Raw genomic sequence first — 22622 nt, 5'->3', positions numbered from 1 at the left:
CCCTGTGCCAAAGTGCGGGAAGGCGGCACCAGCGGCAATGCCTGCCACGCCTGTCCAACTTCGAGGAGAGACACCATGACAACGACAGCTTCCCCGTGGGTTGCAAAAGCAGCAGCAGCCGGCCTGGCCCTGGCCGCCCTCATGGCTTCGGGCGCCGCCCAGGCCCGGGGCGATGTGCAATGGTCCATCAGCCTGAATTCGCCGGGCATGTATGGCCCGCCCGTCTATGTCGCGCCTGCCCCCGTCTATGTGGCACCGCCCCAGCCCATCTACTACGCGCCCCCGCCGCCGGTCTACTACGCGCCGCGCGCCGTCTACCGTGCTCCGCCCGTCGTGGTCGTTCCCGGCTACGGATACGGCTATGGCGGCGGCTACCGGGGTGGATACCGTGGCGAGTACCGCCATGGCCATGGCCACGGGCATGGTCACTGGCGCCGTTGATCTGAGCTGAACCGCGCTGAACCGACTCTTGCCGCCCCTTGGGGCGGCTTTTTCCGTGGTGCCTGCGCCAAGACCGGGCCGGGGATGGCCCGCATAATCCAGCCCGTTGGAAACCTGGAGTGTCCCCGCCGTGAAAACCGTCTATGTCCTCAATGGCCCGAACCTGAACCTGCTGGGCCTGCGTGAACCCGCCATCTATGGCTCCCAGACCCTGGCCGATGTGCGTGCGCTGTGCGAAGCCGCCTGCGCGCGCTACGGGCTGGCGCTGGAATTTCGCCAGAGCAACCACGAAGGCGAACTGGTGGACTGGATCCACGAAGCCGGCCGCGTGCACGCCGAAGGCCGCCTGGCCGGCCTGATCTTCAACGCCGCCGCCTACACCCACACCAGCGTGGCCCTGCTGGATGCCGTCAAGGGCACGGGCGTGCCGCTGGTGGAGCTGCACATCAGCAACGTGCATGCGCGCGAGAGCTTCCGCCACCACTCCTACCTGTCGGCCGCCGCGCGCGCCGTGATGTGCGGCTTTGGCGTGGCCGGCTACGGCCTGGCCATTGACGCCGTGGCCCAGTGGTGAATACGCCCGCCGCCATTGAGCGCCTGCGCGCCCAGGCGCGGCGCCTGACCACGCCGCTGTCTGCCGCGCAGCCCGAGGACGGCCACATGGTCTGGCATGTCTGGGGCGAGGCACGCGCGGGCGAGTTGCCCATCGTCATGCTGCACGGCGGCAGCGGCAGCTGGACGCACTGGCTGCGCTGCATGGACGCGCTGCTGGCCCAGGGGCGCCAGCTGTGGATACCCGACCTGCCGGGCTTTGGCGATTCCGATGGCGTGCCGGGCGGCCAGGATGCCGACACCCTGGTCGAGCCGCTGCGCCAGGGCCTGCGGCAGCTGCTGGCCGATGGCGGTGCGCCCGCCGCCCCGCTGTGCGATCTGGTCGGCTTCTCTTTTGGCGGCATGACGGCCGGCATGCTGGCCGCCGCCGACGGCACGCTGGCCCGGCGCCTGGTGCTGGCCGGGGCGCCCGGCATGGGCGTGGGCAAGGGCCTGGCCGTGCGGCTCAAGGGCTGGCGCCACCTGGCCACGTCCGAGGCGCAGGCCGTGGCCCACCGCTACAACCTGCAGGCGCTGATGCTGCATGACGCCAGCCTCATCGACGAGGACACGCTGGCCCTGCATGTGCTCAACGTGGAGCGTGACCGCCTTCCGCGCCGCCGCCTCTCGCACACCGACGTGCTGGCGCGTGCCCTGCAGGCCGTGGACGGCCCCGTATGGGCCATCTATGGCGAGCACGACGCGCTCTACCCGGGTCCGATGATGCAGGAACTGGCCCAGGCCTTTGCACGCCATGCGCGCGACTTCCGCGGCCTGGCGCTGGTGCCCGGCGCGGGCCACTGGGTCATGCATGAGCGTCCCGATGCCTTTGTGGCGGCATTGACCGCTGCGCTGGATGCCTGAGCGCATGCGGCCCATCGAGCTGCATGAGGTGCAGTGGACCGCCATGCGCGCCCAGGGCGCGGGCGGCCAGAACGTGAACAAGGTCTCCAGCGCCGTGCACCTGCGCTTTGATGTGCGCGCCTCGCGCCTGCCCGAGGCCGTGCAGCAGCGCCTGCTGGCCCTGCGCGACGGCCGCATCACCAACGAGGGCGTGGTCGTCATCAAGGCCCAGCAATACCGCACGCAGGAGCAGAACCTGCGCGCCGCGCTGCAGCGGCTCAACGTGCTGGTGGCCGCCGCCTATCCCGAGCCCATCCTGCGCCGCGCCACCCGGCCCACGCTGGGGTCGCAGCGGCGCCGCCTGGAAAGCAAGAGCCGGCACGGTGCCACCAAGGCCCTGCGCGGGCGCCCGCGCGACGATTGATTCGGATTGACCCGGCCAGCGCAACAATGTGTGCTGCCGCTGGCGGCTTGGCGCGGCGCCCGGGCGTCCCTACATTAGGGGAATGCAAGACTCCCACGCTCCCCACTCTTCCCGGGTTTCCTCCGCTGCCGGTGCCCGGCTGCCCGTGCTCTATGTCTCCCACGGCTCTCCCATGTTCGCGCTGGAGCCGGGTGAAACCGGCCCCGTGCTCGCGCAATGGGGCAGGGCGCTGCGCCAGGCCCACGGGCCGCTGCGCGGCGTGGTCGTCATGTCGCCGCACTGGATGTCGCACGGCGTGGAAGTCATGACCGGTGCCACTCCCTCCACCTGGCACGACTTCGGCGGCTTTCCGCCCGCGCTCTATGAACTGCAATACCCGGCCCCCGGCGCGCCGCAGCTGGCGCAGGAAGTCATGGACCGCCTGCAGGCTGCAGGCATTGCCTCCACCGCCAACGCGCAGCGGCCCTTCGACCACGGCGCCTGGGTGCCGCTGATGCATTTGCTGCCGGATGCCGACCTGCCCGTGGTGCAGCTGTCCCTGCCTGCCTCGGCCGGGCCGGCCGAAACCCATGCGCTGGGCGCAGCCCTGGCGGGGCTGCGCGATGAGGGCGTGCTCATCGTTGGCTCCGGCAGCATGACGCACAACCTGGGCGAATTCCGGGGCGGTACGGGCGAGGCCACGGTGCGGGTGGACGACGCCGTGCAGGCCCTGCGCAGCCAGGATGGCCTGCCGGGCGACCATGCCGTGGGCGGCTCCAGCGCCTCCTCGCCCTACGTGCAGGATTTCAGCCGCTGGATCGAATCGCGCCTGCAGGCGCAGGACCTGCCTGCGCTGCTGGACTACCGCGCCCGCGCGCCTTCGGCCCGGCGCGCCCATCCCAGCGAAGAGCACTTCATGCCGCTGTACTTCGCGCTGGGCGCGGCCGGCGCGACAGCGCGGCCACGGTATCTGAGCCGCGAAGTCATGTATTCCATCCTGGCCATGGATGCGATGGCCTTCGAGGACGTGCAGGCGGCATAACCTCCTGCTGCCGCGGACTTGGCGAGGCGCCACAATGGCGCGTTGCCCGGGACCACCCCGGTCCTGGAAATCGCTAAAAAACCAAGGAGTCCGTGATGATCGACCTGCCTCTGGTGGCGCTGGAGCGCCCCGCACAACCCGCACCGGGGCAGCAGCCCTGGCTGCTGGTGCTCATGCATGGCGTTGGCAGCAATGAGCAGGATCTGTTCGGCCTCGCATCGTTCGTGCCGCCGCAGTTCCACGTGCTCAGCCTGCGCGCTCCGTTTTCCATGGGTCCCTCAGCCCATGCCTGGTTCCAGTTCACGGTGGATGCCAACGGCACGCGCCACATCCACGCATCGCAGGAAGAGCACAGCCGCGCCCTGGTGGCCCAGACCGTGCAGCAGGCCGGTGCGCGGCTGGACATCCCTGCCCAGCGAACCGTGGCGGGCGGCTTCAGCCAGGGCGGCATCATGGCGCTCAGCCTGCTGCTGACCCAGCCCGCGCTGCTGCGCGCCGCCATGTGCTGGCACAGCCGCCTGCTGCCCGAGGCCTTGCCGCACCAGGCGCCTGACGCGGCCTTTGACGGCAAGTCGCTCTGGGTCAGCCACGGCACCTACGACAACGTCATTCCGCTGACCAGCGCCCACGCCATTCGCAGCCACGTGCAGCGCCTGCCGCTGCAGCTGAGCTACCACGAGTACCCCAGCATGCATGAGATCCGCCCCGACGAGCTGCAGGCCGCCATGGCCTGGCTCCAGGATCTGGGCACGCAGGGCTGAGACGGCCGGGTAAGCCGGGTAACGCCTTGTTGCCTGGCGCGCACTATGGCCTGTGCAGGCAGCGGGGCGGCTTATAAACACAAGGCAGGGGCCGGTGTCAGCAAAGCCGGGGAACCCTGGTTGTGCTTTGCTGTCGCACGTCCTGCGGCAACTGAGCTGCCAGCCCCCTGCCCAAGCCAAAGGACCCATCCATGCCAGAACGCGATCCCCAAGACTTCCGCCCCCGCGCCAGATCCTCCGGCCCATCGGCTTTCGGCATCGCCGCAGCGGTGCTGGCGGCTGCCGCCCTGGGAGGCGCGGCCTGGTGGTACTGGTGGCGTCCCGCCCCCGTGCCCGAGGCGCCGCCGGAAGTGGCGCAGGCGCCCGCCCAGTCCACCCAGCCCTCCGAACCTGAACCCGTCCCCGCGCCCGAGCTGACCGAGCCCCAGAACCCTGTCGATGCGCTGGAGCAACCCGCCTCCGGCCTGCCCGCGCTGCAGGACTCCGACGCCCATGTCGCCCAGGCCCTCAACGGCCTGCTGGGCCGTGACAAGGCAGGCAGCTTTCTGCAGATGGAAGGCTTTGTGCGCCGCGCCGTGGCCACCGTGGACAACCTGACCCGCTCCCAGGCCCCTGCACGGCTTTGGCCCGTGCACCCGGCGCCTCAGCGTTTCACGGTGGAGGGCGCGGCAGAGGCTGGTGAGGCGCAGGCCATCGCCCCCGCCAACGCCGCACGCTACAAGGCCTTCGTGACCTTTGCCGAGTCCATTCCCATGGACGGGGCCGTCAAGCTCTATGCCCGGCTGTATCCCCTGTTCCAGACCGCCTATGAAGACCTGGGCTATCCCAGCCGCTATTTCAACGATCGCCTCATTGCCGTCATAGACCACCTGCGCGCCGCGCCCGAGCCCGCAGGCCCGGTGCAGGTACGGCTGACCAAGGTGGAGGGCGAGGTGCCCTCCATCCAGCCCTGGGTGCGCTACGAATACGCCGACCCTGAGCTGCAGGCCCTGTCCAGCGGCCAGAAGATGCTGGTGCGCGTGGGCCTGGACAACGAGCGCCGCCTCAAGGCCGTGCTGGGCGAGCTGCGCCGCCGCATCGCCACCGGCGAGATGGCCAAGCCTGCGGGCTGAGGCCAGCCTCCTGCCACCTCAGCCTGCGGCCGGCAGGGGCAGGGCGGTCTTGTACCGCACCTGCTTGAGCGTGAAGCTGGAGCGGATCTTCTCTATGCCGGGAATGGGCGTGAGCTGCTCCACGATGAAGCGCTCCAGCGCGCCGATGTCGGCCAGCGCCACGCGGATCAGGTAGTCGGCGTCGCCGCTCATCAGGTAGCACTCCATGACCTCGTCGTGCTCGGCAATGCGGCGCTCGAAGTCGGCCAGCGATTCCTTGGCCTGCGACTTGAGGCTGATATTGATGAACACATTCAGCCCCAGCCCCAGCGCCGACGCATTGGCCAGCGCCACATAGCGCGCGATCACGCCAGCCTTCTCCAGCGCCTTGACACGCGCCAGGCATGGCGAGGGCGACAGATGCACGCGCCGCGCCAGTTCCACGTTGGACAGCGAGCCGTCCGTTTGCAACTCGGCCAGAATGCGCAAGTCGATGGTGTCCAGTTTCATCTGCCGGATTTTATGTAGATACCGGCATGAAATGCTGGAATATGGCGTTTTCCTTATCCATGAACGGCTGCTCATGCCGGCCTGCCAGTCCTAAAGTGGCGGACATGAACGCACCCACGCCACTGGCCGCGCTGGCCGATATCGATACCGATCCCCAGGAAACCGCCGAATGGCGCGAGGCCTTTCTGGCCCTGGTCGCCACAGAAGGTCCGCAGCGCGCGCGCTTCGTGCTGGAAGAGCTGGCGCGCATGGCGCGCGAGCAGCGCCTGGGCTGGCAGCCTGACCTGAACACGCCCTATGTGAACACCGTGGCGGCGCAGCAGCAGCCGGTGTTTCCGGGCGACCTGGCCATCGAGGAGCGGCTGGCGTCCATCATGCGCTGGAACGCGCTGGCCATGGTGGTGCGCGCCAACCAGGCCTATGGCGAGCTGGGCGGCCATATTGCCAGCTATGCCAGCGCGGCCGACCTGTTCGAGACCGGGTTCAACCATTTCTTCCATGCCCGGGAGGGGCTTGCGCCGGGCCAGCACCGGGGCGATCTGGTGTTCTTCCAGCCGCACAGCGCGCCCGGCGTGTATGCGCGGGCCTTCCTGGAAGGGCGGCTGACCGAGCAGGACCTGCAGCACTACCGCCAGGAGATCAGCGCGCCGGCTGCAGGCGCGCAGGGCCTGTCCAGCTATCCGCATCCCTGGCTGATGCCCGATTTCTGGCAGTTCCCGACGGGCTCCATGGGCATAGGCCCCATCAGCAGCATCTACCACGCGCGCTTCATGCGCTATCTCACGCACCGCCGCCTGCTGGACTGCCAGGAGCGCAAGGTCTGGGGCGTGTTTGGCGACGGCGAGATGGACGAGCCCGAAAGCATGAGCGCCCTGACGCTGGCCGCGCGCGAGGGGCTGGACAACCTGGTCTGGGTGGTCAACTGCAATCTGCAGCGTCTGGACGGCCCGGTGCGCGGCAATGGCCGCATCGTCGATGAACTGGAGCGGCTGTTTGCCGGCGCGGGCTGGAATGTGGTCAAGCTGCTGTGGGGCAGCGACTGGGACGGGCTGTTTGCGCGCGACCTCACCGGCACCCTGGCACGCACGCTGGGCGGCACGGTGGACGGGCAGATGCAGACCTTCGCCGCCAAGGACGGACGCTACAACCGCGAGCATTTCTTCGGACAGAACCCCGAGCTTGCCGCCCTGGCCCAGGGCCTGACGGACGAGCAGATCGACCGCTTGAAGCGCGGCGGCCATGACCTGGTGAAGATCCATGCGGCCTATGCAGCGGCTGCCGCCCATCGCGGCCAGCCCACGGTGATCCTTGCCCATACCAAGAAGGGCTACGGCATGGGATCGGCCGGGCAGGGCAAGATGACCACGCACAGCCAGAAGAAGCTGGACGAGACCGACCTGATCGAGTTCCGCAACCGCTTCAACCTGCCACTCAGTGACGAGCAGGCCAAGGGCCTGGCCTTCCATAAACCTGCCGATGACAGCGCCGAGATGCAGTACCTTCGCGATCGCCGCACAGCCCTGGGCGGCGCACTGCCGCGCCGTGAAACCGTGTGCGACCGCGTGCCCGTGCCCGCCCTGGACCAGTACGCGCAGTTCGCGCTGGCGCCTGCCGGCAAGGAGATGAGCACCACCATGGCCTTCGTGCGCATGCTGGGCGGCCTGCTCAAGGACGCACAGCTGGGGCCGCGCATCGTGCCCATCGTGGCGGACGAGGCGCGCACCTTCGGCATGGCCAACCTGTTCAAGCAGGTGGGCATCTACAGCAGCCTGGGGCAGCGCTACGCGCCCGAGGACATCGGCTCCGTGCTCTCCTACCGCGAGGCGCTGGACGGCCAGATCCTGGAGGAGGGCATCAGCGAGGCCGGCGCCATCGCCAGCTGGACGGCGGCGGCCACCAGCTACAGCGTGCACGGCCTGGCCATGCTGCCGTTCTACATCTACTACTCCATGTTCGGCTTCCAGCGCGTGGGCGACGCCATCTGGGCGGCGGCCGACCAGCGGGCGCGCGGCTTTCTGCTGGGCGCCACCTCGGGCCGCACCACGCTGGGCGGAGAAGGCCTGCAGCACCAGGACGGCTCCAGCCATCTGGTGGCGGCCACCATTCCCAACTGCAAAGCCTGGGACCCCGCGCATGCGGGCGAACTGGCCGTGATCCTGGACGCCGGCATGCGCGAGATGCTGGTGGAGCAGCGCGACGTTTTCTACTACATCACCCTGATGAACGAGAACTACGCCCAGCCCGACCTGCCACCGGGCGCGGCCGAAGGCGTGCTGCGCGGCGGCTATGTGTTCGGCCGCTTTGGCGATGCGGACCGTGCCACGCAGCACGTCACCTTGCTGGGATCGGGTGCCATCCTCACCGAAGTGCTCAAGGCCGCCGAGCAATTGGCCAGCGAGGGCATGGCCGCCACCGTGGTCAGCGTGACCAGCTGGAGCGAACTGGCGCGCGATGGCGTGGCCTGCGAGCAGCGCATGCTGGCAGGTGAGGCACCTGGGCAGCCCTGGATCGCCCAACTGCTGGACGGCACGCAGGGCCCGGTGATTGCCGCCACCGACTATGTGCGCGCCGTGCCCGAGACCGTGCGCGCCTTCCTGCCCGCAGGCAGGCGATTCCTCACCCTGGGCACGGACGGCTTTGGCCGAAGTGACACGCGTGCCGCGTTGCGCGGCCACTTTGGCGTGGACGCGCACAGCGTGGCGCAGGCGGCGCGCCGCTGCAGCCAGGCGGCCTGAGCCCGGCGGGCGAGCCGCCACCCCATACACTGACGGATACACCGACGGTGAAATCAGCGGCCCCTTGCGGGCCGCTTTTTCGTGCGCACCCGAGAAGGCTGCGCGCGCTTTTTCCCTGCATTGATTAAGCCCGCGTTAAATGCGCTATTGGCTTATCGTTTTCGTCGGCTTGCATGGAAAAAATAGGGAGATACCACTAGAATTCGTATATATAAGAAGATATTGCGCAAAGAGGTGATCATTTGCTGCAATGGCTGCAGGCGTTGGGTTGAATATCTCGTCAATATCCATTTTTGCCTCTTTCAATAATAATTCATTTCAGTGGATCGAAGACGATGAAACTCTCGCTCAAGCAAGGCCTGCTGTGCGTAGCCGTGCTGTCGGCCGCCGCCTGGCAACTGGCCATTTCGGCGCCGGCGCCCGGAGTGGACCATGCGCAAATGCCACAAATCATTGATGACCTGCCTGCCGATTACGCGGCGGACCTGACGGCGGAGCAAAGAACCCTGGTCGATCGCGGCCGATATATCGCACGCCTGGGCGATTGCGTTGCCTGCCACACCGGCAATAAATCCCAGCCCATGGGTGGTGGGCTGGCGCTGGAGACGCCATTCGGCAAGATCTATTCCACCAATATCTCGCCCGACGCCGATACGGGCATGGGCAAATACAGCTTCGAGCAGTTCGACCGCGCCATGCGCAAGGGCGTGGCGGCCGATGGCCGCAACATGTACCCGGCCATGCCCTATCCCTCCTACGCCAAGATGACGGCCGAGGACATGCAGGCCCTGTACGCCTATCTGCTGCAGGGCGTGGCGCCCGTGAAGGCGGCCAACAAGGAGTCCGACCTGGGCTTTCCCTTCAACCAGCGCTGGGGCCTGGCGCTGTGGAACTGGGTGTTTCTGGATGACACGCCCTTCCAGCCCCAACCGCAGCAAACTGCCCAGTGGAACCGGGGTGCCTACCTGGTACAGGGCCTGGGCCACTGCGGCGCCTGCCATACGCCGCGCGGCGTGGGCTTCCAGGAAAAGACCATGACCGGCGAGGGCGGCAAGGGCGAGTATTTCCTGGCCGGCGAGACCGTGGAGAACTGGCGCGCGCTGAGCCTGCGCAATCTGTGGACACCCGAGGAAACCGCCCAGTTGCTCAAGACCGGGCGCAACAGCCACGGCACGGTCTCCGGCAACATGGTCGACGTGGTGCAGCACAGCACGCAGTACATGAGCGATGCGGACCTGCTGGCCATTGGCACTTATCTGAAGTCGCTGCCCGCAGGCAAGAACGACCTGCCCATGCAGGTGGCCCAGGGGCCGGGGCCGGTCATCGCCCCGCATCCGGCGCCGCAGGCCTCCGGGCATGCGCCGTCCCCCGCCTCGGCAGTGACTTCCGACGTGCCTGCCGATCTCTACGCCAGCCGGGGCGGCCTGGGCTATCTGCAGTTCTGCGCCGACTGCCACCGTGCCGATGGCGGTGGCGTGAAGGACGTGTTCCCGCCACTGGCCGGCAATTTCTCGCTGCAGTCGCAGGACCCGTCCACGCTGATCCATCTGATGCTGGTGGGCTGGAAGGCGCCCGTCACGCAAAGCCATGCACGGCCGCTGACCATGCCGGCCTTCGCACAGCTCAAGGATGCGGAGATCGCCGACATCCTCAACTTCGCCCGCAAGAGCTGGGGCCGTGCCGATGCGCGCGAGATCCATGCCAGGGAGGTGCAATCCATGCGCAAGCAGCTCGATGCCAAGGGCGAAAGCGCACGCCCCTTCGAGACGCCGCGCCTGGCCGCCATGCTGGACGAATCCAACGCGAAGCAACTGGTCTACGGCGCCCGCCTGAACATAGAGACGCGTGACCTGCTGCCCAGGAATGTGGGCAATGCGCTGAACTGCGCCAGCTGCCACCTGAACGCGGGCACGGTGGCCGATGGTTCGCCCTATATCGGTGTCTCGGCCTTCTTCCCCGGCTATGCGCCGCGCGCGGGCCGCGTCATCACGCTGGAGGATCGCATCAATGGCTGCTTCCTGCGCTCCATGAACGGCAAGCCGCTGCCGCTGGAGTCCGACGAGATCAAGGCCATGGTCGCCTACTTCGACTGGATGCGCCGCGAAACCAAACCCGAAGACAAGGTCGAAGGCCGGGGCGTGGGCAAGATCAGCCAGTCCATCGTGCCCAACGTGGACAACGGCAAGAAGGTCTATGCGGCCCAGTGCGCGGTCTGCCATGGCGGCGAGGGCGAGGGCGTGAAGAATGCCAAGGGACAGTGGGTCTATCCGCCGCTGTGGGGTGACGAGTCCTTCAACATCGGCGCGGGCATGGCGCGCACCTACACGGCCGCGGCCTTCGTCAAGCGCAACATGCCCATCGCCTTCCATGGCAACTTCCCGCTGGGCCAGGGCGGCCTCAGCGACCAGGAGGCCGTGGACGTGGCCGAGTACTTCAGCCACCAGCCGCGCCCGGACTTTGCCAACAAGCACAAGGACTGGCCCAAGGACAAGAAGCCGGCCGATGCGCGGTACTGAGGTGCTGATTGAATCCTGAAAACACAAGGCCCGGCGCTGGGCCCGCGCCACGCGGCACCATCAACCGTGGCGCAGGCAAAAGTGTGATGCGCTGGTGGTGCGGGTTCCCGCGTCGGGCGGTGCCAACTCGCGCGCCACGGTGGCCGCGAAGCTGGCCAGGCTGGCCGTGCGCAGCGCGATGAAGGGCACGCCATGCCGCTCGCTGAGGCGCTTGAGGTTGACCACGGAATCATGGTCCACGCAGTCCACGGGGAACACCACCAGATCGACGCGCGGCAGCTGCGCGGCCAGCAGGCCCTTGCGCGTCTCCAACCCGCCGTCGTGGTGCAGGAATTCGCCGCCATGGCGTTGCACATGGTCGCGTATGGCAGGGGTAGAGCTGGGGCGCCCGCCCACGTAGAGCAGCTTGCGGCCCTGCAGCGCCTGCTGCTGCGCGGCATCAGGGGCCTGGGGCTGGGTGGCGGCGCGATGCAGTTCCTTTTCGGCGGCGGCCAGTTCCTCGGCCAGCCATTGCACGCGCTGCTGCAATTGCTCGGCCATCTGCTGCAGGCGGCCAGCCTCGGCCCAGGCCTGTTCGGCAGCGCGTTCTGCACGCTCGCGCCGTTCGGTGTGCATCCCGACCAGGGCGCCGGCATCGGCGGGGCGGGTCTCGCCGCCAGGGGCTGCCCCTGCCCTGAATTGCGACAGGCGGGCTTCGAAGTCCAGGGACTGCTGGCGCAGCTGGCCGGCCAGCGCATCACGTTCGAGCTGGGATTGGTGGTGGCGCTGGCGTTCGCGTTCCAGCTTGTCCTGCAGTTCCAGGTTTTCCTTTTCCAGTGCCACGAAGCGCTTGAGTTCATGCCGGTTGGCCGATCCCATCAGGTGCGACAGCATGTGCACCTCGCCAAAGGCCATTTGCCGCAGCGCAAAGCTGGTGCACTTGTGCGTGAGCAGGGCCCAGTAGGCGCCCGGAATCTCGCCCTGCTGCCAGGCCTGCTTCCACGCGGCCTCCAGTGCAGCCTCGTCCTGGGCGGCGGCAAAGCCCTTGATCACGGCGGCATGGCGCTGGTCCAGCGCCTTGTGGATGGCCTTGGACAGGTCGCCGTTCTCATGCGCCAGGCCCACGGCCTGGTGGTGCAGTTCCAGGTCGGTCTTGCCCTTGATATCCATGTGCCGGCCCATCAGCTTGCGCAGCTCGGCCGGGCTCAGGCAGGTGCCTATCACCGAGCAGTGCAGATGCGTGTCCAGCTGGTAGAGCCGGGTGCGCGCCTGGGCGTGCGCTGCGCCGCCATGCTCTTCGCGGACATGGTCGTGCCCGCAGCACTGGCCGTCCCCGGACTGCAACGCGCCGGCCGACACGGCGGCGCCCAGGGCGGCCATGCCGCCTGCGCTGAGTTTGAAGGGGGGCGTCAACATCGGAAGGCCTCTCATGGAAGGGCTGGTGCAGTTCGTAATATACGATTAAGCATAGCGAGGCGTGTGCCAGAGGTTCACATAGTTGACTGCCGTTGGCCGATGGAGTGTGGGCGCGCGGCGCGCTCAGGCCACGCGCTGCAAAAGTACGGGCACGGAAGACGCCAGCAGCGCCACGCCGGACAGGCACAGCAGGCCCAGCACGATCTGCCGGAACCGTGCCTCGCTGATACCGATATAGAGCCTGGAGCCCAGCAGCGATGGAATGAGCATGGCCGGCGCCACGATGGCGAACAGCGGCAGCATGCTGCGCGTGACCATGCCGGTGCCCAGGTAGGTGGCCATGGTCACGGCCAGCATGGACAGGTTGAAGTTCTGGATGACGGAGCGCTGCTCATCCTTGGGGTAGCCGCGCAGCGTGCACCACAGCGTGGGCAGCGTGCCCGTGAAGCCGCCCAGTCCGCCCATCACGCCGCCCGCCAGGCCCACGGCAGCATCGGCCAGGCGGCCGCCGCGCGCCAGCCTGGGCAGCCGGGCCGACAACAGCATCACCGGGCACCACAGCACCAGCATGCCGCCCAGCAGGGCCTTGAACCAGGCCATGTCCAGGTGCGGCAGCAGCAAGACGCCCAGCGGAATGCCGGCAAGACCGCCCAGGATGAAGGGCAGCAGCTTTGCCAGCGCAAACCCGCGCCGCACGGTGATGGCCGACAGCACCTGGCCCAGCAGCGAGCCGAAGACGGTGAGCACGGCCGCATCGCGCGGCTCCAGCACCCAGGCCCAGAACGACATGGCCACCATGCCGAAGGCAAAGCCCGACAGGCCCTGCACGAATCCGGCCGCCGCCGCGCCCAGCGCGATGATGAAAAACATGCCATCCATGGTCTGCCTGGTCCTTTCGTTTTGGGTGTGCAAGACGCAGGAATTCTGGAGCGCGTGCATAAGCAGAAATTCGTTTGTTTTTATTGTTCAATATGGTTTTGCTTATGCCGCGCCACGCCTGAATCCATGCCGCAAAACCGCACTGCATCGTCCGCTGCCCAACTGGCCCACCGCATGGCCACGCGCCTGAAGATGAAGCATTTGCTGCTGCTGCGCTCCATCAGCGAGCTGGGCACGCTAACCCGCGTGGCCGAGCGCATGGCCACCAGCCAGCCCGCCGTGACCCAGGCCCTGGCCGAGCTGGAGTCATTGTTCGGCGCGCCGCTGTTCCTGCGTTCTGCGCGCGGCATGGAGCCTACGGAGCTGGGCGCGCTGGTGCTGGCGCGCGCCCGGGGCATGCTGGCCGATCTGGACCATTGGGCCCACGACATCGAGGCCGTGGGGCAGCAGCGTGCGGCGCACCTGCAGGTGGGTGTCATCCCCTTCCTGCCGGCGCGCATGCTGGCCGATGCCATCGGCAGGACGCGGCCACAAGGCCGGCGCATCACGGTCACGCTGCATGAGGACACCAGCGACCGCCTGCTGCAAAAGTTGCGTGCACATGAGCTGGACTGCGTGATTGGCCGCGCCTCGGCCGTGCTGGACATGAGCGGCATACGGCACAGCGTGCTTTATGAGCAGGAGCCTCGCCTGATCGCCCACCGCAGCCTGGCCACGCGGCTGGGGCGCCGGCCTCTGCAGTGGGCCGAACTCACGGGGCTTGACTGGGTGCTGGGCCAGCGCCGCACGCCCATGCGCGAGCAGATCACCGACTTTTTTCTGCGCGCGGGCGTGGAGCCGCCGCCGCCGTTTGTGGAAACACTCTCGGCCAAGGTGATCGGCGAGCTGGTGGCGGCCAATGAGCGGGCCGTGTCCATCGTGCCGGCCGACATTGCCGAGGAACTGGTGCGCATCGCGGGCGTGGGCATTGTGCGCCACCGTTTTGGCTGGACCCTGCCACCCATCACCCTGTTCGAGCGCAAGGCGGGCGGGCAGTACGAGGAGCAGCGCCTGTTCGCCCAGGCGCTGAAGGAGGTTTGCTCCGATCAGGGTTGACTGGTGGCCGGCTTGAAGAGCGCAGCCAGCAGCGGCGCCAGCGTGGGAAATTCCAGGGCAAAGCGGGCGCGGTCCACGAAGAAGGCCTCGCAGGCCACGGCGAAGAATTCGGCGGGCGCCGTGGCGCCATAGCCGTCCAGCCAGGGCCATTCGCCACCAAAGCGCTCGGCGATGGTGATCTGCTCACGGAAGGCGTCGTAGGCCGGTGCCCAGGCGGCCTGCCATATCTCGCGGGCCTGGCGCGCGGAGCTGCTGCCCATGAAGCCCGGCGGCAGGGGCGGGCAGCCGTCGGCACCGCCGTTGCGCATGTCGATCTTGTGGGCGAATTCATGGATCACCACGTTGGCGGGCTGGCCGCCGTGGCCATGGTGGCTGGCATGCGGCCCGCGCCCTGCGCCAATGGCCTGCCAGCTCAGCATGACGGGGCCGCCATGCATGGCCTCGCCCATGATCACTTCGTCGTAGTCGTGGATGACGCCGGCCTCGTCCATGCTCTGGCGCCGCGCCACGGCATCGCCCGGGTGCACCACGATGCCGACAAAGTCGTCATACCAGGACAGCGCGCCCTGCGGCTCGCCCCAGTGCAGCAGGGGCAGGCAGGCCTGGGCGGCAATCTCCAATGCCATGGCATCGCTGACTTCCAGGCCGTGTGCGCCGTGGAAGCGCTTGCGCTGCAGGAAGACGGCGGCCAGGGCGCGCAGCTTGGATTGCTCCTCCAGCGTCAGCGACGCGAGAAAGGGGTAGGCGGCCAGCGTGGACAGCCACAGCGGCGCAGGAATCTCGGGCACCGGCGACACCGTGGAGCGTGCGCGGCGGCCCAGTCTGCGGACCCAGCGGCCCATTTGTTGCCAAAGGCTCATGGCGGGCTGGCCTGTTCAAGAACATCGGACAGCGGCAGGCGCTGCAGGCCCATGCCGCGCTCCCAGCGCAGCACCTCGGCGCGGGGCACGGGCGCCGCCAGATCCCAGTCGCTGAGCACGATGCGCCGCAGGCCATCGCCCAGGTCATGGTCGGCCGGGCGGTGCGTGTGGCCGTGGATCAGGGTGGCGGCACCTGCGGCATGCAGCCAGCTGCGGGTGGCCTGCGCGTCAAGGTCGGCATAGGTGGGCATGGCGGCGCCATGGCCGTCCGATTCCCGCTTGCGCGATTCGCTCTCCTGCCGAATGCCGCGTGCCTGGTCGCGGCGCACCTGCAGCGGCTGGGCCAGGAAGCCGGCCTGCCAGGCCGCCGAGCGGGCCATGGCGCGAAAGCGCTGGTAGTCCACATCGTCCAGGCACAGGGCATCGCCATGGCTGAGCAGGATGCGCTGGTCGCCGCAGTCAAGCACGGTGGGATCGGTCAGCGTGGTCGTGCCGCACAGCGCATCGAACTGCGCGCCGGTCAGGAAGTCGCGGTTGCCCTGCATGAAGAACAGCGGCGTGCGGGTGGCTGCCGCGCGCATGGCGGTGGCGCATTCGGCCTCGAAGCTGCCCGGCTCCAGCAGGGCGTCGTCACCCACCCAGACCTCGAACAGGTCGCCCAGCAGAAAGACGGCATCGGCCCGCGTGGCGGCCAGGTAGTTCAGGAAGGCCTGCACGGTGGCGGGCTCGCTGGCCTGCAGGTGCAGGTCCGAGATGAACTCCAGCGTGCGCCAGCCCGCAGGCAGTGTCCACTCGGCCGCAATGGGCGGCACGGGAAGAGGGCGGGGCGCGGCGGTCTGGGCCATGGGACGGGGCACCCGGCAAGGGCGCTGCATGAAGGGCTGTAGGAGCCTTGGGACGGCTCTGGAGCGGGTCTGTTGTCCATGCGCACGGCCTGGTGCCATGCGCATGGACAACAGGGCGGCCGGACCCGAAAGGGCACGGCCGCCGAGTGTGCGCAAGCGCCTGATTACAGGGCCACGGCCTTTTCGATGATCACGTCATCCTTGGGCACGTCCTGATGGCCGCCGTTGCGGCCTGTCTTCACGCCACGCAGCTTGTCCACGATCTCGGTGCCCTTGATCACCTTGCCGAACACGGCATAGCCCCAGCCCTGGGCGCTGGGCGAGGTGTGGTTCAGGAAGCCGTTGTCGGCCACGTTGATGAAGAACTGGGCGGTGGCCGAGTGCGGGTCGCCGGTACGGGCCATGGCCAGGGTGTACTTGTCGTTCTTCAGGCCGTTCTTGGCCTCGTTCTCGATGGGAGCGTCCGTCTCCTTTTGCTTCATGCCGGGCTCGAAGCCGCCGCCCTGGATCATGAAGCCATCGATGATGCGATGGAAGATGGTGTTGTTGTAGTGGCCCTTGTTCACATAGGCCAGGAAGTTCTCTGCGCTCTTCGGGGCCTTGGCGGCGTCGAGTTCGATGGTGATCACGCCGTGGCCGGCGATGTGGAGTTCGACTTGGGGATTGCTCATGGCGATTCCTTGTTGGATGGAGGGGAAGGGCGTGCCACGCAAGGCGCGGCGCGCGGTTTACTTGACTTCGGTGGCCGAGAGGATGGTCACCGGCTTGGTGGGTACATTCTGGTGCATGCCCTGGTTGCCCGTGGCCACCGTGCGGATTTTGTCCACCACATCCATGCCCTGGACCACGCGGCCGAAGACGGCGTAGCCATGTCCGTCAGGCTTGGGCGCGTTGAGCATGTCGTTGTTCACCACGTTGATGAAGAACTGCGAGGTGGCCGAGTTGGGGTTGCCCGTGCGCGCCATGGCGATGGTGCCCCGGTCATTCTTGAGGCCGTTGTCCGCCTCCAGCGGAATCGGCGCGCGCGTGGGCTTTTCCTTGAGGCTGGCATCCATGCCGCCGCCCTGGATCATGAAGCCGTCCATCACGCGGTGGAACACCGTGCCGTCGTAGTGCTTGTCGCGCACGTACTGCATGAAGTTGGCCACGGTCTTGGGGGCCTTGGCTTCGTTCAGCTCCAGCACGATGTCGCCCATGCTGGTCTTGATCTGCACCTTGGGCGTGGCGTTCTGCGCCATGGCGGGGGCGGTGAAAAGGGAAGCGGCCAGGGCCATGCCGGCCAGGGAAAGCGACGCAATGCGGCGTGTGGTCATGCGAATCTCCTGTGAAAGCCAAAGGGCTGGGGGATGGAGTGGGGAAAACCGGGCAGGTTCCTGCGGGTGCGCGCCAGGCATGGCAAGACCCGATCGACCGCCGCACGCGCGCTGGCGCAAGGGCTGCGCGCGTGGGCCGGGGCCTACTTGGCGGCGGTGACGGGCGCCAGCAGGTCGCGCAGCAGCTTGAGCTTGGGGCGCACGCTGGCCGCGCGGCCATCCAGGCCTTGCGCCTTGGAGTAGGCCTCGTAGGCCAGGCGGGCATGGATGTCGCCCAGGTTCTCGTAGGCGACGCCGTAGTTGGGGTTGTTGCGCACGGCGGATTCGAGCGCGGAGCGCGCCTTGTCGAGCTGGTTCTGGCCGGCATAGATGACCGCCAGATTGTTGTAGGGCTCGGGCAGCTCGGGATAGTCCTCGATGAGCTGGTTCAGCGCGGCGATGGCCTCGTCCGTCTTGCCGCTGTCGGTCAGTGCAACCGCCTTGAGAAAGCGCATCTGCGGGTCGCGTGCGTTCTTGGCCAGATAGGCATCGGCGCGTGCCAGCGCCTGGGTGCTCTTGCCGTTGCGCAGCAACTGATTCACTTCCGTATAGTCGTCGGCGTGGGCGTGGCCTGTTGCGAGCAGGGCCGCCATTGCCGCGAGGCGCAGGGCGGAGCGAAACGAGTTGCGTAGAGGCATGTAGGTGCTTTCGGGGCCTCGGGGGAATGCCCCGCGGCGCGGGCTTATACTGCGGTCAATTGTAGCTGAGGGGTGTGCTGGGTCACACGGGCTCTGCGCCTGCCGCTCCTGCTCCCTGCTGAGCATGCCTGCATCGGCGCCAAGGGTCCGGCGGCGCGTGGGACGCGCCCCCTGCAGCGACCCTTTCTCCCCTGATAAACATCCATGAGTTTGCGTATCTACAACACGCTGTCGCGTGCATTGGAAGCGTTTTCGCCAATCGAACCGGGCCATGTGCGCATGTATGTGTGCGGCATGACCGTGTACGACCTGTGTCACCTGGGACACGCACGCTCCATGGTCGCTTTCGATGTGGTGCAGCGCTGGCTGCGTGCCAGCGGCCATCGCGTGACCTATGTGCGCAACATCACCGACATCGATGACAAGATCATCCGTCGCGCCGTCGAGAACGGCGAGACCATCCGCTCGCTGACCGACCGCATGATCGACGCCCTGCACCAGGACGCCGACGCCCTGGGCATCGAGCGCCCCACGCATGAGCCGCGCGCCACCGAATACGTGCCGCAGATGCTGTCCATGATCGGCCGTCTGCAGGACAAGGGCCTGGCCTATCAGGGCACGGATGGCGACGTGAACTTCGCCGTGCGCAAGTTCCCCGGCTACGGCAGGCTGTCGGGCAAGTCGCTGGACGAATTGCAGGCCGGCGAACGCGTGGCCGTGCAGGATGGCAAGCAGGATCCGCTGGACTTCGTGCTGTGGAAAAGCGCCAAGCCCGCCGAGCCGGACGAGGTCAAGTGGGCCAGCCCCTGGGGCGTGGGCCGTCCCGGCTGGCACATTGAGTGCTCGGCCATGGGCTGCGAGATGCTGGGCGAGAGCTTCGACATCCACGGCGGCGGTGCCGACCTGCAGTTTCCGCACCACGAAAACGAGATCGCCCAGAGCGAAGGCGCGACCGGCAAGCCGTTCTCGCAGGTCTGGATGCACAACGGCTTCATCAACGTGGACAACGAGAAGATGTCCAAGTCGCTGGGCAACTTCTTCACCATCCGCGACGTGCTCAAGGAGTACGACGCCGAGACCGTGCGCTTCTTCGTCGTGCGCAGCCACTACCGCAGCCCGCTGAACTACAGCGACGTGCACCTGAACGACGCACGCGGCGCGCTCAAGCGCCTGTACACGGCGCTGAGCCTGGTCGCGCCCGCCGAGGTTGCCATCGACTGGAATCATCCCGCTGCCGCACGCTTCAAGGCGGCTATGGACGAGGACTTCGGCACGCCCGAGGCCGTGGCCGTGCTGTTCGAGCTGGCTGCCGAAGTCAACCGCAGCAAGAGTGCCGAGATGGCGGGCCTGCTCAAGGCATTGGCCGGCTGCCTGGGGCTGCTGCAGGGCGACCCGCAGGCCTTCCTGCAGGCGGGCACTTCGGAGATGGATGCCGGCGCCATCGAGGCGCAGATTGCCGCACGCGCAGCCGCCAAGGCGGCCAAGGACTGGGCCGAGGCCGACCGCATCCGCAAGGCGCTGCTGGAACAGGGCATCGTGCTCAAGGACTCCCCCGCAGGCACGACCTGGGAGGCAGCCGCAAAGGGCTGATCCGTATGCCTTGCCAGATGTGCCGCGCCAGGTGCGGGGAGGTGCTTTGATGGCCTCCGCCAAACCCCTGGACACCATGGATTTCGAGCAGTTGCCGCTGGTGGCCGATCTGCCCGTGCCCGAACAGCAACCGGCCCCGCTGCCGATGGTGACGCTGGGCGCGCGCGCAGGATCGGCGCCTGCGGCAGCCGCTGCCGCTGCCTCCGCTCCCAAGGCTAAGATATCCTTGCCCGCACCGCCCGAGGGTGCCCCGAGCTACTGGGCCGAGGCCTGCCGCCAGCTGGTGCGGCGCGATCGCGTGATGAAGCGCCTGATCCCGCGCTTTGCCCACCTGGCCCTGCAGCCCGGCGGCGATGCCTTCGCCACGCTGGCGCGCTCCATCGTGGGCCAGCAGATCTCGATGAAGGCTGCGCAGACGCTGTGGAACAAGTTCGCGCGCCTGCCCGCCCGCATGGCGCCTGACCTGGTGCTCAAGCTCAAGGTGGACGACATGCGCGCCGTGGGCCTGTCTGCCCGCAAGGTGGACTACCTGGTGGACCTGGCCATGCACTTCACCGAGCACCGCCTGCACCAGGACGACTGGCAGGGCATGAGTGACGAAGCCATCGTGGCCGAGCTCATGTCCATCCGCGGCGTGGGCCGCTGGACCGCCGAGATGTTCCTCATCTTCTACCTGCAGCGGCCCAATGTGCTGCCGCTGGACGATGCAGGCCTGATCTCGGGCATCAGCCAGAACTATTTTTCAGGCGACCCCGTCAGCCGCAGCGAGGCGCGTGAGGTTGCCGAGGCCTGGAAGCCGTGGTGCACCGTGGCGACTTGGTATATTTGGCGCTCGCTCGAACCGCAGCCTGCAGCCTGAAGACAAACCGATCACACCCGATCAACCCCCGTTTTCCGGCCGGAACGCATGCACCGTGCCTGGCTGGGACAAGGAGAAACAAGTTGGCGAAAAAGAACTTTCTGGATTTTGAGCAGCCCATCGCCGAGCTCGAATCCAAAATCGAGGAACTGCGCTACGTGCAGACCGAAAGCGCAGTCGATATCTCGGAAGAGATCGAGCAGCTCAGCAAAAAAAGCCTGCAGCTGACCAAGGACATCTACAGCGACCTCTCGCCCTGGCAGATCACCAAGATCGCGCGCCATACCGAGCGTCCCTACACGCTGGACTATGTGCGCGACTGCTTCACCGACTTCATCGAGATGCACGGCGACCGGCACTTCGCCGACGACCAGTCCATCGTGGGCGGGCTGGCGCGCTTCAATGGCATTTCCTGCATGGTAATCGGCCACCAGAAGGGCCGCGACACCAAGGAGCGCACGCTGCGCAACTTCGGCATGACGCGCCCCGAGGGCTACCGCAAGGCCCTGCGCCTCATGAAGACGGCCGAAAAGTTCGGCCTGCCGGTCTTCACCTTCGTGGACACGCCTGGCGCCTTCCCCGGCATCGAAGCCGAAGAGCGCGGCCAGTCCGAAGCCATCGGCCGCAACATCTACGAAATGGCCCAGCTGCAGACCCCCATCATCACCACCGTCATCGGTGAAGGTGGATCGGGCGGCGCCCTGGCCATTGCCGTCGCCGACCAGGTGTTGATGCTGCAATACGCCGTCTACTCCGTCATCAGCCCGGAAGGCTGCGCCTCCATCCTCTGGAAGACCGGCGAAAAGGCCCAGGACGCGGCCGATGCCATGGGCATCACAGCCCACCGCCTCAAGGCCCTGGGCCTGGTGGACAAGATCGTCAACGAGCCCGTGGGCGGCGCCCACCGCGACCCCAAGCAAATGGCCGCCTTTCTCAAGCGCGCGCTGGGCGATGCCTATCGCCAGCTGGCGGACCTCAAGCCCAAGGAACTGCAGGACCGCCGTTACGAGCGCCTGCAAAGCTACGGACGCTTCGCCGATACCAAGGCCGACAACCGCTGAAGGCCCGCGCCACGCTCTGGCACACTGAACGGCTCCCCCTGGGAGCCGTTTGCTTTTTGCGCCAATCCCTGGCCCGCGTCCTGATACCTCTGATCCAAGCCTGTGGAAATTCCGATCACCGACCCGCCGCGCAATGTTCCGGCAGCCGCTACAGATGCTGCACCGGGTGCCGCTTTGGACGCCGTCATCCATCGCTTTGCGCCGCAACTGCCGCTGGCCGTGGCCTTCAGCGGCGGTGCGGACTCCACGGCGCTGCTGCTGGCCTGCGCCGAGCGCTGGCCGGGCCAGGTTGTGGCCATCCATGTGCACCACGGTCTGCAGTCTGCGGCCGACGCCTTTGTCGGCCAGTGCGAGAAAGTCTGCGCGCAGCATGCCGTTCCTTTGAAGATTCGCCGCGTGGACGCGCGCCACGCGCCGGGCCAGAGTCCTGAGGACGCCGCACGCCAGCTGCGCTACGCAACGCTGATAGAGGCCGCCCGCGAACCCTGGCCTGGGCAGGGCGCTGGCGGAGAGCCCTTGCCGCCCGTGCGCAGCATGGCGCTGGCGCAACATGCGGACGACCAGGTCGAGACGCTGCTGCTGGCCCTGTCTCGCGGCGCCGGTGTGGCCGGGTTGGCCGCCATGCCGGCGCAGTGGAGCAGGGCGGATCTCGAATGGCATCGTCCGCTGCTTGATCTGCCTGGCCAAGTCCTGCGTGACTGGCTTGCGGCGCGTGGCCAGGCGTGGGTGGAAGACCCGACCAATGCCGACGCGCGCTATACGCGCAACCGCATCCGCGCCCAGTTGCTGCCCGCGCTGCAGCAGGCCTTTCCCCAGTTTCGCGCCACGTTCGCGCGCAGCAGCCGGCATTGCGCTGAGGCGGCCGAGCTTCTGCAGGAGATGGCGCAGGCCGATCTGGCGGCCATCGGCACCCCCCCCGGCATCACCGCCTTGCAGGCGCTGAGCCCCGCGCGCCAGGCCAATGTGCTGCGCCACTGGCTGCGCAGCGTGCATGCCACCACGCCCAGTGCCGCGCAGCTCGATCAGCTGCTCGCGCAGATCGGCGTTTGCCTTACGCGAGGCCACCGCATCCATCTCAAGATGGGGCGGGGTTTTGTGCGGCGCCTGGGGTCGGT

The 22622-nt window shown here is 67.6% G+C and carries 22 protein-coding genes (1 of these 22 running past the window's edge); 14 read left to right on the top strand and 8 right to left on the bottom strand.

The genetic code is table 11. The features are described from left to right. Positions 1-75: 75 nt before the first annotated feature. From A4F85_RS12265 to A4F85_RS12235, 7 genes are all read left to right on the top strand, one after another. Positions 76-441 (top strand): hypothetical protein, encoded by a 366-nt coding sequence (locus tag A4F85_RS12265; protein ID WP_043823784.1) that lies wholly within the window; start codon positions 76-78, stop codon positions 439-441. 130 nt (positions 442-571) lie between these two features. Next, complete coding sequence (gene aroQ, locus A4F85_RS12260) at positions 572-1015, top strand: type II 3-dehydroquinate dehydratase (RefSeq protein WP_016450549.1); 444 nt, start codon at positions 572-574, stop codon at positions 1013-1015. Further along, positions 1012-1896, top strand: a complete 885-nt coding sequence (locus A4F85_RS12255) for an alpha/beta fold hydrolase (RefSeq protein WP_063327970.1) — start codon at positions 1012-1014, stop codon at positions 1894-1896. Before aroQ ends, A4F85_RS12255 begins: the two co-directional genes overlap by 4 nt. Next, positions 1889-2299: an alternative ribosome rescue aminoacyl-tRNA hydrolase ArfB gene (gene arfB / locus A4F85_RS12250; protein WP_013803386.1), complete on the top strand. Its 411-nt coding sequence runs from the start codon at positions 1889-1891 to the stop codon at positions 2297-2299. The genes A4F85_RS12255 and arfB overlap by 8 nt, the downstream gene beginning before the upstream one ends. A gap of 82 nt (positions 2300-2381) precedes the next feature. Then, the gene (locus tag A4F85_RS12245) at positions 2382-3320 is read left to right on the top strand and encodes a DODA-type extradiol aromatic ring-opening family dioxygenase (protein WP_063326731.1); all 939 of its coding nucleotides are present in this window, start codon (positions 2382-2384) and stop codon (positions 3318-3320) included. Between the two features lie 95 nt (positions 3321-3415). Continuing rightward, positions 3416-4081 (top strand): alpha/beta hydrolase, encoded by a 666-nt coding sequence (locus tag A4F85_RS12240; RefSeq protein ID WP_013803384.1) that lies wholly within the window; start codon positions 3416-3418, stop codon positions 4079-4081. A gap of 191 nt (positions 4082-4272) precedes the next feature. Then, a complete protein-coding gene (locus tag A4F85_RS12235; protein WP_063326730.1) occupies positions 4273-5193 on the top strand; it encodes a DUF3014 domain-containing protein in 921 nt (306 codons plus the stop codon). A gap of 18 nt (positions 5194-5211) precedes the next feature. On the opposite strand, the gene A4F85_RS12230 is transcribed toward A4F85_RS12235, so the two are convergent. After that, the gene (locus tag A4F85_RS12230; protein ID WP_012204416.1) at positions 5212-5682 is read right to left on the bottom strand and encodes an Lrp/AsnC family transcriptional regulator; all 471 of its coding nucleotides are present in this window, start codon (positions 5680-5682) and stop codon (positions 5212-5214) included. Positions 5683-5786: 104 nt separating this feature from the next. Between A4F85_RS12230 and mdeB the strand changes: the two genes are divergently transcribed. Beyond that, a complete protein-coding gene (gene mdeB, locus A4F85_RS12225) occupies positions 5787-8417 on the top strand; it encodes an alpha-ketoglutarate dehydrogenase (protein WP_063326729.1) in 2631 nt (876 codons plus the stop codon). A gap of 335 nt (positions 8418-8752) precedes the next feature. Further along, a complete protein-coding gene (locus A4F85_RS12220) occupies positions 8753-10933 on the top strand; it encodes a c-type cytochrome (protein WP_063326728.1) in 2181 nt (726 codons plus the stop codon). A gap of 60 nt (positions 10934-10993) precedes the next feature. Here the strand turns inward: A4F85_RS12220 and A4F85_RS12215 are convergent, their stop codons facing one another. Together A4F85_RS12215 and A4F85_RS12210 are read right to left on the bottom strand one after the other, a co-directional pair. After that, the gene (locus A4F85_RS12215; protein ID WP_063326727.1) at positions 10994-12328 is read right to left on the bottom strand and encodes a DUF2325 domain-containing protein; all 1335 of its coding nucleotides are present in this window, start codon (positions 12326-12328) and stop codon (positions 10994-10996) included. A 123-nt stretch (positions 12329-12451) separates the two neighbouring features. Next, the gene (locus A4F85_RS12210) at positions 12452-13207 is read right to left on the bottom strand and encodes a sulfite exporter TauE/SafE family protein (protein ID WP_231890537.1); all 756 of its coding nucleotides are present in this window, start codon (positions 13205-13207) and stop codon (positions 12452-12454) included. A 126-nt stretch (positions 13208-13333) separates the two neighbouring features. Between A4F85_RS12210 and A4F85_RS12205 the strand changes: the two genes are divergently transcribed. Continuing rightward, the gene (locus A4F85_RS12205; RefSeq protein WP_063326725.1) at positions 13334-14302 is read left to right on the top strand and encodes a LysR family transcriptional regulator; all 969 of its coding nucleotides are present in this window, start codon (positions 13334-13336) and stop codon (positions 14300-14302) included. Here the strand turns inward: A4F85_RS12205 and A4F85_RS12200 are convergent. From A4F85_RS12200 to A4F85_RS12180, 5 genes are all read right to left on the bottom strand, one after another. After that, on the bottom strand, positions 14293-15162 hold the full coding sequence (locus tag A4F85_RS12200; protein ID WP_063326724.1) for a zinc-dependent peptidase: 870 nt from the start codon (positions 15160-15162) through the stop codon (positions 14293-14295). The genes A4F85_RS12205 and A4F85_RS12200 overlap by 10 nt on opposite strands. Beyond that, positions 15159-16007, bottom strand: coding sequence for a UDP-2,3-diacylglucosamine diphosphatase (locus tag A4F85_RS12195; RefSeq protein WP_063326723.1), 849 nt, complete (start codon positions 16005-16007; stop codon positions 15159-15161). The genes A4F85_RS12200 and A4F85_RS12195 overlap by 4 nt, the downstream gene beginning before the upstream one ends. Before the next feature lie 164 nt (positions 16008-16171). Further along, a complete protein-coding gene (locus tag A4F85_RS12190; protein WP_063326722.1) occupies positions 16172-16678 on the bottom strand; it encodes a peptidylprolyl isomerase in 507 nt (168 codons plus the stop codon). Positions 16679-16735: 57 nt separating this feature from the next. Then, on the bottom strand, positions 16736-17320 hold the full coding sequence (locus A4F85_RS12185; RefSeq protein WP_063326721.1) for a peptidylprolyl isomerase: 585 nt from the start codon (positions 17318-17320) through the stop codon (positions 16736-16738). A 143-nt stretch (positions 17321-17463) separates the two neighbouring features. Further along, entirely contained in the window at positions 17464-17997 is a 534-nt protein-coding gene (locus A4F85_RS12180) for a tetratricopeptide repeat protein (RefSeq protein WP_063326720.1), read from the bottom strand. A 204-nt stretch (positions 17998-18201) separates the two neighbouring features. Between A4F85_RS12180 and cysS the strand changes: the two genes are divergently transcribed. The 4 genes from cysS to tilS form a co-directional block, all read left to right on the top strand. Then, positions 18202-19587 carry a cysteine--tRNA ligase gene (cysS, locus tag A4F85_RS12175; protein WP_063326719.1) on the top strand — a complete coding sequence of 462 codons (1386 nt, stop codon included), beginning with the start codon at positions 18202-18204 and terminating at the stop codon, positions 19585-19587. A 49-nt stretch (positions 19588-19636) separates the two neighbouring features. Next, positions 19637-20446, top strand: a complete 810-nt coding sequence (locus A4F85_RS12170; protein ID WP_063326718.1) for a DNA-3-methyladenine glycosylase family protein — start codon at positions 19637-19639, stop codon at positions 20444-20446. 83 nt (positions 20447-20529) lie between these two features. Further along, positions 20530-21507 carry an acetyl-CoA carboxylase carboxyltransferase subunit alpha gene (locus A4F85_RS12165; RefSeq protein WP_012204428.1) on the top strand — a complete coding sequence of 326 codons (978 nt, stop codon included), beginning with the start codon at positions 20530-20532 and terminating at the stop codon, positions 21505-21507. Between the two features lie 174 nt (positions 21508-21681). Further along, positions 21682-22622, top strand: the 5' portion of a protein-coding gene (tilS, locus tag A4F85_RS12160) for a tRNA lysidine(34) synthetase TilS (protein ID WP_197485519.1). It continues 19 nt past the right edge of the window; the window shows 941 of its 960 coding nt (coding positions 1-941); the start codon lies at positions 21682-21684; the stop codon falls past the right edge of the window.

The organism is Delftia sp. GW456-R20, from assembly GCF_001622915.1.
GTDB classification, from domain to species: Bacteria; Pseudomonadota; Gammaproteobacteria; order Burkholderiales; family Burkholderiaceae_C; genus Comamonas; species Comamonas acidovorans.
Note: the sequence above shows the minus strand (reverse complement) of the source record. Positions and strands in the feature narration are given on the sequence as shown.